This is a genomic window from Kutzneria sp. CA-103260 (assembly GCF_018263855.1).
Taxonomy (GTDB): Bacteria; Actinomycetota; Actinomycetes; order Mycobacteriales; family Pseudonocardiaceae; genus Kutzneria.
This window is the reverse complement of the sequence record NZ_CP073318.1, coordinates 5,375,051-5,389,993: the sequence shown is the minus strand read 5'-3', so window position 1 is coordinate 5,389,993 and position 14,943 is coordinate 5,375,051. Positions and strand designations below refer to the sequence as shown.

The window sequence follows — 14,943 nt, the reverse complement described above, 5'->3', positions numbered from 1 at the left end:
GTAGGTGCCGGTGCAAGCCCCCGCGCTGTGAGGCTCCGCCTAGCACAGCTTAGGAATCCGGTCGTGGAAACCCACATCTTGTTGGAGCATCATCGAACTAGCAAGACCGGATGACACGGAGGACGAGATGAGTTCAGCACAGAAGGTGGCCATTGTCACGGGGGCGTCCCAGGGTATCGGGGCCGAGCTGGTGACGGCGTACCGCAAGCTCGGCTACCGGGTGGTGGCGGTTTCCCGGACCATTCAGGAATCCGACGACCCAGAGGTGCGGACGATTCCGGCTGACCTTTCCCAACCCGGGGCCGGCGCCGCAGTCGTCGAACAGGCGCTGGCGGGGTTCGGGCGGATCGACACCCTGGTGAACAACGCCGGCATCTTCGTGGCCAAGCCGTTCACCGAGTACACCGACGAGGACTACGACGCGGTCACCGGCGTCAACCTGCGCGGATTCTTCGACATTTCCCGGGGCGCGGTGGCGGCGATGGTGGAGCAGGGCGGCGGGCACGTCGTCTCGGTCTCGACCACGCTGGTCGACCACGCCCTCTCGCAGGTGCCGGCCGCCCTGGCCGCCCTGACCAAGGGGGGTCTGAACGCCGTCACCAAGTCCCTGGCCATCGAGTACGCGGCCCGCAACGTGCGGGTCAACGCGGTGGCGCTGGGCATCGTCAAGACGCCGATGCACGCCCCGGAAACGCACGACTTCCTGGCCGAACTGCACCCGATCGGCCGAATGGGCGAGGTCGACGAGGTGGTCGACGCTATCGTGTTCCTGGAGAACAACCGATTCGTCACCGGCGAGATCCTGCATGTCGACGGCGGCCAGAGCGCGGGGCACTGACAATGAACGCTGAAGTGGCGGTACTGACCACTGTCCTGGACCGGTGGAAGGAAGCGGTCGACGCGCACGACCCGGAGCGGGTGGCCGAGAACTTCACCGAGGACGCCATTTTCCAGGGCCTGCACCCGTACACGGTCGGGCCGAAGGGAGTCGCCGAGTACTACGATTCCCAGCCGATCGGGATGACGGCGACGTACACCATCCAGGAAACCCGTCGACTGAGCGACAACCTGGTGCTCGGCTATCTGCACGTCGATTTCGACTTCACCGACCGGCCGACCGTGAGTGTGCAGCTCAGCCTGCTGGTCGAGGGTGAGAAGATCCGGCACTACCAGGTGTCGCGGCTCTGAAGGAACGGCGTCACCACATCGCGGAATTCGGCCGGGCGCTTGCTGTGCACGCGGTGCCCGGCCGCGATGGCGACCAGCCGGCCGTGCGGCAGCCGGCGAGTCATCTCGTGCAGGTGGTCCAGCCGCACGTGGCTGGCCGACCCGCCGTGCACGAGCAGCGCCTGGGCGGTGACCGAGGCCAGCCGCGACCACCAGTGCGGGTTCGGCGTGCGGAACTCGGTGATCATCGGCTCGACCATCGACCGGTCGAAGCGCCGCCAGAATGCCAACCCGGCCAGCGCCGCCGGCGACCGCGTGGGCGGCGGACCCGGTTCGTGGGGTGGCGGTGGGGTGTCCTCCAGGACCAGTCGCCGCACACGGCCCGGCATCTCCTGGGCGATCAGGCAGGCGACCCGGCCGCCGAGCGAGTGACCGACCAGGTCCACCCGGTCCAGCCCCAGCTCGTCCAACAAGCCGACGATGTCGTCCCGGAACCCCGGCAGCGAGTAGTCGTCGGCGCGGGAGCTGCGGCCGTGGCCGCGCAGGTCCGGAGCGATCACCCGGCGACCGGTCAGATCGAGGGCCAGTCGCCGCCACGTGCCGCTGTCGCTGGCCATCGCGTGTAACAGCACAACCGGCTGCCCGTCAGGATTCCCGGTCTCCCGGTACGCGATGTCGACCTTTCCGACACGGACGGTTGCGGGCATCGGTCCAGCCTACAGAGATGATCATGGGACGACAGGGGCGGTCACTCGGACGTCCCAGTCAGGTCTTCCGGGCCGGAAATCCGCGCCGGCCATGGCGTCCGGCCGGGTCACGGGGTACAACTAGCCAACCCTATGACAGACCCCTGAGCCAGACCCCTCCGGCCCGCGGGAGAGAGCGCTCTCACCAGGGCCCGTCAGTCACCGACGACAGGACGGTTCGCATGATCATGGCCCGAAGACTCGGCCGGGCGCTGGTGCTCGGCCTCGCGCTGGCGACAACCCTGCCCGCAGCCGCGACAACCCTGCCCGCAGCCGCGACAACCCTGCCCGCCGCCGCTGCGACGGCGGCCCCCACGTCGCAGTTCCATCCCGGCGGCGCGCCCGATCTGGGCGGCAACGTCACCGTGTTCGACCCGTCGATGCCGGTCGGCCAGATCCAGGCGGCGCTGGACAAGGCGTACGCCACGCAGGTCGACAACGAGATGGGCACTCAGCGCTACGCGTTCCTGTTCAAGCCCGGCGCCTACGGCACCGCGACCCAGCCGCTGCAGATCAAGGTCGGCTACTACACCGAGATCGCCGGCCTCGGCGCGTCCCCGAACGACGTCGTGATCAACGGCAAGATCGACTCGTACAACCGCTGCCTCGACGGCGGCGGCACCAGCAACTGCCTGGCGCTGGTGAACTTCTGGCGCACCGTGTCGAACCTGTCGATCGACATCAACGCCACCGGCCAGGACGGCTGCCGTGCCTCCGCCGACTTCTGGGCGGTGTCCCAGGCCGCGTCGATCCGCCGGGTCAACGTCACCGGCGGCGGACTGTCGCTGATGGACTACTGCACCGCCGGACCCCAGTACGCCAGCGGCGGCTTCATCGCCGACTCCAAGCTGCCGTCGGTGACCAACGGCTCGCAGCAGCAGTGGCTGATCCGCAACAGCGAGATCGCCGGCTGGTCCAACGGCGTGTGGAACCAGGTCTTCTCCGGTGTGGTCGGCGCGCCGGCCGAGACGGCGTTCCCCAACCCGCCGTACACCACGCTCGACACCACTCCGGTCAGCCGCGAGAAGTCGTACCTTTTTGTTGACTCGCACGGGAAGTGGAACGTGCGCGTGCCCTCCGCGCAGCACAACAGCCGCGGTGTCACGTGGGCCAACGGCTTGACGCCCGGACGCACCGTGCCGCTGTCCGACTTCTTCGTGGCCAAGCCCTCCGACCCGGTGTGGCTGATCAACGCGGAACTGGCCCTGGGCAAGAACCTTCTGCTCACGCCGGGCGTGTACGACATCGCCCAGAGCATCCACGTGTTCCGGCCCGACACCGTCATCCTCGGGCTCGGGCACGCCACCCTCACCGCCGACCGCGGCGCCATCCCGCTCGACATCGCCAGTGTGCCCGGCGTCATCGTCGCCGGTGTCACCTTCGACGCCGGCGCGCAGAAGTCCCCGGTGCTGCTGCGGGTCGGCCAGCAGCACGGCTTTGGCTTCAGCTCCGCCAACGACCCCACCACACTGTCCGATGTGTACTTCCGGGTCGGCGGGCCGCACGTCGGCAGCGCCGACACCGCGCTGGAAGTCAACAGCGACAACGTGATCATCGACAACACCTGGGTGTGGCGGGCCGACCACGGCGTGGAGAACCTGACCAACACCCAGCGCTGGAACACCAACATCGGCCGCCAGGGCGCGGTGATCAACGGTGACCACGTGACCGCAACCGGCATGTTCGTCGAGCACTTCCAGACGTACAACACCGTGTGGAACGGCAACGACGGCACCACGATCATGTACCAGAACGAGCTCCCGTACGACCCGCCCACGCAGGCCGACTGGATGCACGGCTCGGTGCTGGGCTATGGCGGCTACAAGGTCGGCGACAAGGTCAGGACCCACCGCCTGTATGGCGCCGGGGTCTACGTGTTCAACCAGAACAACCCGGCCATCCACACCGCCAACGGCTTCGAGGTCCCGACCACGCCCGGGGTGACGCTGCACCACATCATGACCGTCAACCTCGCCGCCGGCACCATCGACCACGTCGTCGACGGCGTCGGTGGACCGGCCGACACCACCAAGATCGGCCAGCCGGTCTTCGTGACCGACTATCCGTGACAAGGGCGGCGGCCGCGCGGGAGCCCCCTCGCGGCCGCCGGTCCTCAGTGTCGGGCCGACAGCCAGAGGCGGATGAGATCCCGGCGCAGCGCCGGATCGGGATGGTCCTCGAACGCGGTGCGGCTGTGCATGGTGACGTGGTTGTTGAGGAACTGCATGTCCCCGGGGCGCAGGTCCATGCCGAGCACGAACCGCGGATCGCTGGTGAGCCGGTCGAGCGCGGCCATGGCGGCCAGCTGCTCGGGGCTCAGCGGCGGCACGTCGGCGCCCCGCTGCGCGGAGCGGATGTAGTCGGGGCCGTAGTTGGTGCGCAGCCGGCCGTCAGCGTCGATGTCGTAGACGGGCTCGGTGTAGAAGCTGTCCGGACCGTCGCCGCTGCGGCGGTCCCGCCACCACGGTTGGTACAGCACTTCGGCGAGGTCGGGGTGGTGACGCACGATCTCGTTGTGCACGGCCGGAGAACTGACGGCGGTGCTCAGTCCGCCGGACATCGCCGGGCGCAGGCAGAGCAGCGCGACGAAGTCGTACGGGTCCGAGTGATAGCCGAGGGCAGCGCGGTGCTGGAAGCTGCGACTGGTCGGCGCTGTCGGGTCGACGCCACGGTCCCGTACGTGTTCGAGCACGGATGTTCCTTGTGGCATCACGGTTGCGACGTGGCCGCCGATGCCGACGGCGAGCAGGTCGGACTGCTCGGCCGTGCGCCCGTCGACCGGGATGCCGGTCAGCAGCCCGAATCCCCGTCCGTGCAGGAGCTCGCTCGCCAGCTCGGCCAGCACGGGACCCAAGGTGGGCAAGGGAAAGTTCGACACCGACACCTCGGCCGGCTCGATTCCGGCGACGGCGTCGAGCGCCGTCAACAGCTCGGCTTGATGTCCGGGTTCCAGGGCGATCCGCCACTCGGCGCTGTCGGCGATCTCCGCGCCCCGCCACACCGCCGGCCCCCGCTGCTCCGTGATCGTCACCATGCCGCCGATTCTGCCGACGCGGCCGCAGTTGGCGTCGCCGGTTCGCTGTGAGCGCAGTGAAGTAAGAACTGTAGTATTGATGGTGGTTTCTTGTGGAAGGAGTGGCGGCGATGGTGTGGCCGGCGAGCGGGCGGTACCGGATGGACGTCGCCCCGGCGGGGCTCGGCTTCGTGCACGACCTGCTGAACACCATTCCCGCCGGGCGACCGCGGACCCGGGACCTGCTCGCGGAGGTGGCGGACGCCCAGCCGTGGCTGGATGAGGCGCTTGCGGTGTGGGCGGCGGAGACCGGCCGTCAGCAGCCCGAGGTGACCCTGACCGAACGGGATCTGGACCAGGTTCGGACGCTGCGGGACGAGCTCAAGGGCTTGCTGACCGGCGTCGAGTCCGCCCACGAGCTGTCGTCGGCCACGCTGCGCCTGGACGCGTCCGGCACGGTGGTCATCGAGCCGCGGGGCGGCGGTGGCCGGCTCGTGTCGTCGCTGGTCCTGGTCGAGATGCTCACCGCCCAGCAGGCCGACACCTGGCGCCGGCTGAAGGTGTGCCGCAACCCCCGCTGTCAGGTGGCGTTCTACGACCGGTCCCGCAACAACAGCGGCGTCTGGCACGCCACCAAGGTCTGCGGCAACCTCGAGAACCTGCGGGCGCACCGGGCCCGAGTCAAGGCCTCGGACCGGTAAGAGCCAAACGCTCTTCGGTGCTTACCAGAGTTCTGCCGCGTCTTCGCTGACCGGATTTCCGACGGTCACGGGCCGTCGCCCTTTTGTCGCGTGACGGAAATGGTGCTCCGGGCCGGCGTGGCGCATCGTAACGGGCGGCTCGCTCGTGCTTCCGGGAAATGGCCTCCGACCTGCGTAATTGCCCGCAGATACAAAATCCGCCGACCGAATCCCGACCCGGTTCCAATCCTGGCCTCGTGGGGGCATCGTCCCAGGTCGCCATCGTTGTAACGAATGTGGCTGGTCGCCTCCCCGTCGCTGGGCTACACTGGCCGACGAATCGCAGAAAAGCGTTTCATGCGAGTTGTGAGACACGGGGGAGGGTGACCCGCTGGGGGTGAGTCACCCTCCCCTCGCGGCTTGTCGCACATTCAACTTTCCGCGCGTCCCCCGCTGTGACGAAAAGGCGGAAATTCTTCATCTCCGGCTCGGTCAGCCGTGGAGGGCGGCCAGGGCCGCGTCGAACAGGTCCGCGAAGGACTCGACCCCGTTGCCGCGCGCCCACTCGGCGGTGGCGACGTCCAGGCACGACAGGGTGGCGGTGATGATCGAGCCGGCGGCGAGTGCGGGCCGGTCGGTGTGAGCGAGGCGGCGGGTCATCTCGGGGAGCAGGAGTTCGGTCCACTGCAGGTGCTTGCGCATGATGGCCAGGCGCAGGGCGGGGGTGTCGGCGAGCATCCGGGCCCGGCCGAGGTCGGGCCCGGGCGAAACGCAGAGGTCGAGGGCGTGTCGCAGGGCGGTGCGCGGGGGCTCGGCGTCGGGCCGGGCGCGCAGGACGGCGGCGACCTCATGGCCCCGTTCGGCCAGGCCGTCGACGGCCATGTCCTCCTTGGTGGCGAAGTAGCGGAACACGCTGCGCTGGGACATGCCGACGGCGGCGGCGATCTGGTCGACGGTGGTGTGCTCGAAGCCGTGCGCGGCGAACAGGTCGACGGCCGCGGCGGCGATCTGGGTCCGGACCGCCCGGCGAGTCGCCTCGCGCAGTCCCGCGCCGCGTTGAAGATCCACTGGCTCATCCTGCCCGTTGTGGCAGCGGCTGTCGAACCCGGCAGTGGTTGACAGGTCACTCCACCGGAGCCTGCTCCCGCCAACCGCGGGTGAAGACCACCTTCGCCTTCTCGGTGATGGCCTGGTCCAGGTCGATGCCGAGCTCCTGGGCGCTGACGAAGGCCGTGATCACCACGTCGGCCAGCTCGGCTCGCATCTCCTCGGCGGTGCCGCTGCGCCGGGCCTGTCCGGACCAGCGGCGGTAGGAGCCGACGAACTCCCCGCACTCCTCGGCCAGGGCCAGGACCTGCCGGTTGGCCGCCCCTTCGGCCGAGAAACCGTTGGCGCGCAGGTGTTCGGAGATCACGCGGGCCAGCTCGCGGAGGTTGCCGGTGTTGATGTCCACGGCTGCCATCCTGCCGGGGTCCGGGGCGAAGCCCTGGCGTGGGGGTGTGGGGGCCGGCCCCCACGGGGGCGCTCCGAGTGACGTGGTCCGCGCTCTCCGTGGACGCATGTCCGCGGAGTGAGGACGGTGAGCCGTGACTTCCCCTCACGGCTCACCGTCCAGTAGCACTCTATCACGGTCTCGAACGTGTGTTCGACTCCGGGTGGCGGGGATCACGCGGTAGGGTCGGCGCAAAAGGGGGAGATCCATGATCGTTCAGGTCAACGGCGTCGAGATCGAGACGGACACCTTCGGGGAGCCGGGGCGGGCGGCAGTGCTGCTGCTGGCCGGGGCTGGTGGCTCGAAGGACTCGTGGCGGCCGGAGTTCTGCCGGCGGCTGGCCGAGGCGGTGGGCCTGGTCATCCGTTACGACATGCGGGACACGGGCCAGTCGGTCAGCTACCCGGTGGGCGAGCCGGGCTACACGCTGCTCGACCTGGCCGACGACCCGGTGGCGCTGCTGGACCACTATGGCGTCGAGCGGGCGCACCTGGTCGGCATCTCGATGGGCGGCGCGATCGCGCAGTTGATCGCTGTCGGCCACGGGGACCGCGTCGCCTCGCTGACCCTGATCGCCACCAGTCCGGGCCAGCCGGGCCTGCCGGCCTCGACGCTGCCCGAGGTCACCGAGCCGCTGGCCGATCCGATCGAGCGCAGGGTGGAGGCCTGGCGCGCGATGGCGGCGCAGTCGGTGCCGTTCGACGACGAGGCGGTGCGTGAGCTCGTCACCCAGGAGCGCGCGCGGGCGAGGAATCCCGAGGCCACCGCGCGCAATCTGCACGCGACCAAGCGCATCGAACGCTGGTACGGCCGGCTGCCCGAGATCACCGCGCCCACCATCGTCCTGCACGGCGACGAGGACCGGATGTTCCCGATCGAGCACGGCCAGGCGCTCGCGGCGGCGATTCCCGGGGCGGAACTGCGCATCGTGCCGCAGATGGGCCACGAACTGCCGGCCCGCACCTGGGACGCCGTGATCACCGCCGTCGCCGACCTGGCCACGACGGACTGGGATCTGCGCGGCGATCGCCTTGCGGCGCAAGCAATTGCCGCCGGTCAGCCCACCGTGTGGTTCGACCGCCTCTACGCCGAGGGCGTGCGCGGCGAGGTCAAGATGCCGTGGAACCGGCAGCAGCCGAACCCGGCGCTGGTCGAGCGGCTCAAGGGCGAGGACAGCCAGGGCAAGCGCGGCCTGGTCGTCGGCTGCGGTCTCGGCGTGGACGCCGGATTCCTTGCCGGCCTTGGCTTCGCCACCACGGCCTTCGACGTCTCGCCGACGGCGGTCGAGATCGCCCGCGAGCGGCACCCCGATGTCGACTTCCACGTGGCCGACCTGTTCGCTTTGCCAGACAAGTGGTTGCGAGCCTTCGACTTCGTGGTCGAGATCTTCACCGTGCAGGCATTGCCCGAGTCGGTGCGGGCGCGGGCCAGTGCCGCCGTCGCCGGCCTGCTCGCCCCCGGCGGCACGCTGTTCGTGGTCGCCAACGGTCGCGAGGAGGGGACCGTCGCCGACGGTCCGCCGTGGCCGCTGACCCGGAGTCAGCTGGACGGCTTCGCCGTCGAGGGCGTGACCGCCGTGTCGGTCGAGCGGCGCGACAGCCAGTGGATCGGAGAGTTCACGCGATGAGCCTGTCCAGCAAGGGTTTGACCCGCCTGCGCGACACCCTCGCGCGGCACGTCGACAACGGCGAGTGCCCGGGGCTGGTCAGCGTGATCCGCCGACGCGGCGAGACGCACGTGGACGTGATCGGGGACGTGCGGCGGGACACGATCTTCCGGATCGCCTCCATGACCAAGCCGGTGACCGCCGCGCTGGCCATGGCGCTGGTCGAGCAGGGCCGGCTGCGGCTGGACGATCCCGTCGACGAGCTGCTGCCCGAGCTGGCCGACCGCCGCGTGCTGACGTCGCTGGACGCCGAAGTCGACGACACCGTGCCGGCCAACCGGGCCATCACCCTGCGCGACCTGCTGACGTTCCGCCTGGGCTGGGGCGGCATCTACGCGCCGCCCGGCACCTATCCCGTGCAGGCCGCGGCGGCCGAACTCCAGCTCGGCCTGGGCGAGGGCCCGCCGCGGCCGGCCGGACCGCCCGAGCCCGACGAGTGGATGCGGCGGTTCGGCACGCTGCCGCTGCTGCACCAGCCGGGGGAGCGGTGGATGTACCACACCGGCTCGGAGGTGCTGGGTGTGCTGCTGGCCCGGGCCACCGGCCGGTCGCTGGGCGAGGCCATGCGGGAGCACCTGTTCGAGCCGCTGGGCATGATCGACACCGGCTTCCACGTGCCCGAGGCGCAGCTGGGCCGGCTCACCGTCAGCTACTCGGACGGCAAGCTGTTCGACGCCGTCGACGGCCAGTGGAGCAAGCCCCCGGCGTTCGAGGCCGGCGGTGGCGGTCTCGTCTCCACTGCCGACGACTACCTGGCGTTCGCGACCATGTTGCTGGCCAACGGAAAACACGGCCGCGAACGCGTCCTGTCGCGGCCGGCCGTGCGGCTGATGACCACCGATCACCTGACGCCCGGGCAGCACGCCGCCGACGGCTTCTGGCCGGGATTCTTCGGCGCGCACCGGGGCTGGGGCTTCGGCGTGCAGGTCGTCACCGGGCGGGACGAGCTGTGGGCCACGCCCGGCCGCTACGGCTGGGACGGCGGTCTCGGCACCTCGTGGCACAACGACCCGGCCGAGGACCTGACCGCCATCCTGCTCACCCAGCGGGCCGGCTTCCTGCTGCACTGGCCGCTGTACCTGGACTTCTGGAACGGGGTCTACGCCTCGCTCGACGACTGACGGCTTCTTCCACCTGAGTGGCTCCATGGCTTTGGAGCGCAATTGAGCCACTCAGGTGGAACGAAGAAGCGAGCACGGTGCTACGGAACTGCTCGGGTGAAGTCGAGCCATCAGGCGCATCACGGCCGTCAAGACGACCCGCTCGGCACCGCCATCCGGTTGATGATCGACCAAAACACCAGAAGGTCTCAACCGTGCGTGTCACCATGACGCTCGCCGTTTTTCCTTGGGGGTGCATCGAACGTGGCCAGCGACGAGCAGCAGGATCATCGCCCAGTGCCATCGCCGCCTGCTTCCAGTGACAGCCACACGCCGGAGGCGAGCTCAGCGGCCGACCAGGGACGGGAGGGGCAGTTCGCGCTGGCCACCGACCTGGTGGTGTGGCAGCACTCGTCCTGAGATGCCAACACCGTTCAGACTGCGGGCCACACTTTGCCCACACCTCTGACCTCGACTCACGTCGGCTCGCACGCGTCGTTGACACCTGCGCGTGGCCCGGAGGCGGTCGCCCTGCGCCACGAGTCCCGCGTCGCTCAATCCCGACGCCACCATCTTGCGGCAGACGTGGCTGGTCGCCCGAGGGCTCACCGCGCGAGGTGACCGTTCATGTGTTTGGTGGCCAAGGAATGTCGGTGACGCCTCTGCGCCGCTGCCTGCCGCCGCGTCGCACGAAGGACATGGAAAAGGCTGACAGCGCCGGCCGCCCGATTATCGCATCGGAGGTGATCGTCATGAATGGAAGTGAGAATATCGGGCACCTGTCGCGGCGTCGATTTTTCGGACTCTCTTCCACCGTTGGTGTTGCCGCGCTCCTGGTGGGTGCGGAAGCGGACAGGAACGTTGCCACGGCGTCCCGGGCACCCGTATGTGGAGACCCTTCCGCTGCCACGAACAGCTGTCCGCCTACGTCACTCCAGGTCATCTGCGGTGATCCCGGTGACAGAAACGATCCACTATGGAACGATGTTCAGTACTGCATTCACGGGGTAGTTCCGCCACCGCCCCAGCTGCCGCCCGACTGTGTGCACAAGACCGCCCAGTATGTCGTACTACGCGGCAAACCCGAGAATACTCACAATTACCTCCTGTTGCCAGCGCGTCGAATTGCGGGCATTGAATGTCCGTTCATATGGGAAGCCGGTGCGCCGCATTACTGGAACTACGCCTGGGGCAATGCGATGCCTGGCGGGGTGGTTCCTGTGAAGTATCGAAGCATAGGGTTCGGGGTCAACTCGCAGGATGCCAGGCGCTTCAATCAGCTGCATATCCACATGGCCGGAGTGCGGGACAGCTTGCAACGCCGCTTGCACGAGCTCGAAAATTCGGGAGATATCGCCGATGATCCAACACGATGGGCTGATCCGAAATATCGTGTCACCATCAACGGCTCTCAGGGAGATCGGACGTACCGGGCCCTCGTTCTCGCCGGTCTGGACCAGAACATCTTCACATTACTGTACCGCAACGTGGTGCAGAAATCGCACCTGAAAATGGCCGACCAAACGTTGATCGTGGTGCCGAAGAAGACGAACGGCGGATTCGTCGGGACTTTCTATGTCCTGAACAGCGATAAATCGCTCCACGGTGGCACGTCTACCTGTGATCAGTTGCTTGTGTACAGCTGAGTCGCCGCGGAACCACAGGTCAGGCTGGTCGCCAGGCAGCGGTTGGCGGCTACGGTGCGGGTACTTGACCGTCGGACTGCGTGGAGGACCGGGGTGGGTGCGGAGACGGCGCTACCGGTAGCCCTTTTCCTGGAGGACCCAGGTGTTGCCGTCGGGGTCGGCGAAGTCGGCGAAGGAGTTGTAGTCGGTGTGGTCCGGGTCCACGCCGGGCTGCCAGCCGTCCTTCATGTGCCGGACTTCGCTGACCGCCAGGCCCTTGGCCGCCAGCTCCTCGCGTACGGCGACGATGTCCGACACCACCAGGTGCAGGCCCTTGATCGTGCCGGGGGTGGCGTCGGTGATGCCGACGCCGAAGGCGATGGAGCAGGCGGAGCCGGGCGGGTCCATCTGCACCACCCGGAAGTTCTCGCCGGCCCGGTGGTCGACGTGCACGGCGAAGCCGCACTGGTCGGCGTAGAAGGCCTTGGCCCGGTCGACGTCGGCGACGGGCAGCAGCACCAGCTCCAGCTTCAGCTCCACGGCGCCACCCTCTCACACCTGCCCTGATGCCACATGTGGTCCGCAGGCATCGTTTGAAGTCGACTGTGGCGCACATGTGGCGGAAAGCGGTGTGAGGGGCGGGGCGTCAGCGGGGTGGGAAGACGCGGTCGAGGTTGTAGTCCAGGGTGGCGAGCACGTCGTCCGCCGTGGCGGTGCCGATGAGCACGTCCGGGCCCATGCCGTTGGCCACGGCCAGCAGGGTGGCGGCCTCCCGTTCGGGATCCAGCCACGAGGGACTGTGGCCGGCGGCCTGGGAATCGCGGATCAGGCCAGCGAAGAAGGCGGCGAGCTGATCGGTGCCGTCGCCCTGGAAGGCCTCGCCCAGCACGGGATCGGACAGAGCCCGCACGAAGTAGGCGATGAACACCAGCGACACCATGCGGCTGTGCTCGTCGGCCGGCACGAGCTCGGCCAGGCTGGTGCGGATGATCTCGCGTGGCGTGGGCTCGCTGCCCAGTGCGGTGCGGACCCGGCTCTCCAGGACCTCGTTGAGGTGCCGCAGGGCGAACCGCAGCATCCGGTCCTTGGTCTCGAAGTAGTACTGCACGAGCCGCATGGACACGCCGGCCTCGGCGGCGACCTGGCGCAGGCTGACCGACTCCAGCCCGTGCGTGCTGGCCAGGCGCCAGACGGCGGCGGCGATCTCCCGCCGCCGCTGCTCGTGGTCGACGACTTTCGGCACCGCGACTCCTCACGATCTGTTATGGTGCGATCGCATCATAAAAACTCAGGGGGTAGTGATGAGCAAGAAGACCTGCGAGTTCCTGCAGATGATGGCGGCTCTCATCGGGATCCACAGCGGTGTGCTGCCGTTCGTGTTCAAGCTGATCGGTCGCGGCGCGTCGGGCCTGGCCCTGCCGCTCTACCTGCCGGACCCGGCCTCGTTGATCGTGGCCGGGTCCGTGCTGGTGCTCTGCGTGGCGGCGCTGTGGCTGCTGGAGAACGCCAAGAACCGAGCCACCTCTTAGACCGCAGTCGGCTCCTCGCGGAACTGCGTGTTGTGCAACTCCGCGTAACGGCCGCCGGCAGCCATCAGCGAGGTGTGGGTGCCCCGCTCCACCACCTCGCCGTCCTCGATGACGAGGATCTGGTCGGCGGCCCGGATGGTGGACAGCCGGTGCGCGATGACCAGCGCGGTCCGGCCCTGCAACGCCTCGGTCAGGGCGGCCTGCACCGCGACCTCCGACTCGGAGTCCAGGTGCGCGGTCGCCTCGTCCAGGATCACCACGCGGGGCCGGGCCAGCAGCAGCCGGGCGATGGTCAGCCGCTGCCGCTCGCCGCCGGACAGCCGGTAGCCGCGTTCGCCGACCACGGTCTCCAGGCCGTCGGGCAGGCTCCGGATCAGGTCGCCGAGCCGGGCCCGCTCGATGGCGTCCCACAGCTCCTCGGCGCTGGCCTCGGGCCGCGCGTACCGCAGGTTGGCCTCGATGCTGTCGTGGAACAGGTGCCCGTCCTGGGTGACCACGCCGACCGCGTCCCGGACGTCGTCGAACGACAGCTCGCGAACGTCCACATCGGACAGTCGGACCGCGCCCGAGACGGTGTCGTAGAGCCGCGGCACCAGCGAGGCGATGGTCGACTTGCCGGCGCCCGAGGACCCGACCAGGGCCACCAGCTGGCCGGCCTCGGCCCGGAAGCTGATGCCGTGCAACACTTCCTGCCCGCCGCGGGTGTCCAGGTTGGCCACCGACTCCAGCGAGGCCAGCGACACCTGGTCGGCCGACGGGTAGCCGAACCGCACGTCGTCGAACTCCACCGACACCGGCCCGGCGGGCAGCGGGGTCGGCCGGTTCGACTCCACGATCATCGGCCGCACGTCCAGCACCTCGAAGACCCGCTCGAACGACACCAGTGCGGTCATGATGTCCACCCGCGCGTTGGCCAGCGCGGTCAGCGGCGTGTAGAGCCGGGTCAGCAGCAGCGCCAGCGACACGACGGTGCCCGCTTCGAGCTGACCGGTCAGCGCCAGCCAGCCACCGACCCCGTACACCAGGGCCTGGGCGATGGTCGGCAGCAGCGACATGCCGGTGAGGAACCAGCGCGACGCCATCGCGGTCCGCACGCCGATGTCCCGCACCCGCCGGGCCTTGTCGCCGAAGTCCTCGGCCTCGGCCTTGGGACGGCCGAACAACTTCACCAGCGTGGCCCCGGGAGCGGAGAAGCGCTCGGTCATCTGGTTGGTCATGCCGGCGTTCAGCCCGGCGGCCTCCCGCTCCAGCCCAGCCATCCGCGCGCCCATCCGCCGCGCCGGCAGCAGGAACGCCGGCAGCAGCACCAGGGCCAGCACCGTGACCTGCCACGACAGCGACAGCATCACGACCAGCGACAGGGCCAGCTGGATGACGTTCGTGACCAGACCTGACAGTGAAGAAGTGAACGCCCGCTGCGCGCCGATCACGTCGTTGTTCAGGCGGCTGACCAGCGCACCCGTGCGCGTGCGGGTGAAAAACGCGACCGGCATGCGCTGCACGTGCTCGAACACCGCGCGCCGCAGGTCGTAGATCAGGCCCTCGCCGATGCGCGAGGACTGCCAGCGCTCGACCAGGCTGGTGCCGGCGCTGACCACGGCCACCAGGGCGATCAGCCCGGCCAGCCCGATCACCAGGCCCAGCGCGGCCCGGTTGATGATCGCGTCCACCACCCGGCCGGCCAGCACCGGCGTGCTGACCGCGAGAAACGCGTCCACCACGGTCAGACCGAGGAACACGGCCAGCTTTCCCCAGTGCGGCCGGGCGAACTCCAGCACCCGGCGCAGCGTGCCGCGGCGCACCTGGTTCGGGGCGTCCGCCCGAGCCATCACGCCGCGCATGAACATCCAGGACGAATCCATCGATCCCCCCGACTCTCCAACGTTGTGACGACCGGGGAACCGAGCCGTCTACTCTTCTATTCC

The 14,943-nt window shown here is 69.0% G+C and carries 16 protein-coding genes; 9 read left to right on the top strand and 7 right to left on the bottom strand.

Going from position 1 to position 14,943, the window contains the following annotated elements; translation table 11 throughout:
* Positions 1-127: 127 nt before the first annotated feature.
* The gene (locus JJ691_RS23425) at positions 128-838 is read left to right on the top strand and encodes an SDR family NAD(P)-dependent oxidoreductase (RefSeq protein WP_211770858.1); all 711 of its coding nucleotides are present in this window, start codon (positions 128-130) and stop codon (positions 836-838) included.
* 2 nt (positions 839-840) lie between these two features.
* Complete coding sequence (locus JJ691_RS23420) at positions 841-1,188, top strand: nuclear transport factor 2 family protein (RefSeq protein WP_211770857.1); 348 nt, start codon at positions 841-843, stop codon at positions 1,186-1,188.
* Here JJ691_RS23420 and JJ691_RS23415 read toward each other — a convergent pair.
* Positions 1,167-1,874, bottom strand: coding sequence for an alpha/beta fold hydrolase (locus JJ691_RS23415; protein ID WP_211770856.1), 708 nt, complete (start codon positions 1,872-1,874; stop codon positions 1,167-1,169). The genes JJ691_RS23420 and JJ691_RS23415 overlap by 22 nt on opposite strands.
* 227 nt (positions 1,875-2,101) lie before the next feature.
* Here JJ691_RS23415 and JJ691_RS23410 point away from each other — a divergent pair, with 227 nt between their 5' ends.
* Complete coding sequence (locus JJ691_RS23410) at positions 2,102-3,982, top strand: hypothetical protein (protein ID WP_211770855.1); 1,881 nt, start codon at positions 2,102-2,104, stop codon at positions 3,980-3,982.
* Between the two features lie 44 nt (positions 3,983-4,026).
* Here the strand turns inward: JJ691_RS23410 and JJ691_RS23405 are convergent, their stop codons facing one another.
* Complete coding sequence (locus JJ691_RS23405; RefSeq protein ID WP_211770854.1) at positions 4,027-4,947, bottom strand: TauD/TfdA family dioxygenase; 921 nt, start codon at positions 4,945-4,947, stop codon at positions 4,027-4,029.
* A 110-nt stretch (positions 4,948-5,057) separates the two neighbouring features.
* Between JJ691_RS23405 and JJ691_RS23400 the strand changes: the two genes are divergently transcribed.
* On the top strand, positions 5,058-5,627 hold the full coding sequence (locus JJ691_RS23400; RefSeq protein WP_211770853.1) for a CGNR zinc finger domain-containing protein: 570 nt from the start codon (positions 5,058-5,060) through the stop codon (positions 5,625-5,627).
* A gap of 471 nt (positions 5,628-6,098) precedes the next feature.
* Here the strand turns inward: JJ691_RS23400 and JJ691_RS23395 are convergent, their stop codons facing one another.
* Both JJ691_RS23395 and JJ691_RS23390 read right to left on the bottom strand, forming a co-directional pair.
* Positions 6,099-6,674, bottom strand: coding sequence for a TetR/AcrR family transcriptional regulator (locus JJ691_RS23395; protein ID WP_211770852.1), 576 nt, complete (start codon positions 6,672-6,674; stop codon positions 6,099-6,101).
* A 55-nt stretch (positions 6,675-6,729) separates the two neighbouring features.
* Positions 6,730-7,059, bottom strand: coding sequence for a MazG nucleotide pyrophosphohydrolase domain-containing protein (locus JJ691_RS23390; protein WP_211770851.1), 330 nt, complete (start codon positions 7,057-7,059; stop codon positions 6,730-6,732).
* Positions 7,060-7,306: 247 nt separating this feature from the next.
* Here JJ691_RS23390 and JJ691_RS23385 point away from each other — a divergent pair, with 247 nt between their 5' ends.
* The 4 genes from JJ691_RS23385 to JJ691_RS23370 all read left to right on the top strand — a co-directional run bounded on the left by JJ691_RS23385 (position 7,307) and on the right by JJ691_RS23370 (position 11,510).
* The gene (locus JJ691_RS23385; RefSeq protein ID WP_211770850.1) at positions 7,307-8,725 is read left to right on the top strand and encodes an alpha/beta fold hydrolase; all 1,419 of its coding nucleotides are present in this window, start codon (positions 7,307-7,309) and stop codon (positions 8,723-8,725) included.
* A complete protein-coding gene (locus JJ691_RS23380; protein ID WP_211770849.1) occupies positions 8,722-9,885 on the top strand; it encodes a serine hydrolase domain-containing protein in 1,164 nt (387 codons plus the stop codon). The genes JJ691_RS23385 and JJ691_RS23380 overlap by 4 nt, the downstream gene beginning before the upstream one ends.
* A gap of 243 nt (positions 9,886-10,128) precedes the next feature.
* Complete coding sequence (locus JJ691_RS23375) at positions 10,129-10,284, top strand: hypothetical protein (protein ID WP_211770848.1); 156 nt, start codon at positions 10,129-10,131, stop codon at positions 10,282-10,284.
* A gap of 233 nt (positions 10,285-10,517) precedes the next feature.
* Entirely contained in the window at positions 10,518-11,510 is a 993-nt protein-coding gene (locus JJ691_RS23370; RefSeq protein WP_211770847.1) for a CDP-diacylglycerol diphosphatase, read from the top strand.
* 111 nt (positions 11,511-11,621) lie between these two features.
* Here the strand turns inward: JJ691_RS23370 and JJ691_RS23365 are convergent, their stop codons facing one another.
* Together JJ691_RS23365 and JJ691_RS23360 are read right to left on the bottom strand one after the other, a co-directional pair.
* Positions 11,622-12,029 (bottom strand): glyoxalase superfamily protein, encoded by a 408-nt coding sequence (locus JJ691_RS23365; protein ID WP_211770846.1) that lies wholly within the window; start codon positions 12,027-12,029, stop codon positions 11,622-11,624.
* 106 nt (positions 12,030-12,135) lie between these two features.
* Entirely contained in the window at positions 12,136-12,732 is a 597-nt protein-coding gene (locus JJ691_RS23360) for a TetR/AcrR family transcriptional regulator (protein WP_211770845.1), read from the bottom strand.
* Between the two features lie 58 nt (positions 12,733-12,790).
* On the opposite strand from JJ691_RS23360, the gene JJ691_RS23355 reads away from it, so the two are divergent.
* Positions 12,791-13,018, top strand: coding sequence for a hypothetical protein (locus tag JJ691_RS23355; RefSeq protein ID WP_211770844.1), 228 nt, complete (start codon positions 12,791-12,793; stop codon positions 13,016-13,018).
* On the opposite strand, the gene JJ691_RS23350 is transcribed toward JJ691_RS23355, so the two are convergent.
* The gene (locus JJ691_RS23350; protein WP_211770843.1) at positions 13,015-14,880 is read right to left on the bottom strand and encodes an ABC transporter ATP-binding protein; all 1,866 of its coding nucleotides are present in this window, start codon (positions 14,878-14,880) and stop codon (positions 13,015-13,017) included. The two genes, JJ691_RS23355 and JJ691_RS23350, sit on opposite strands and share 4 nt — an antisense overlap.
* Positions 14,881-14,943: the final 63 nt, after the last annotated feature.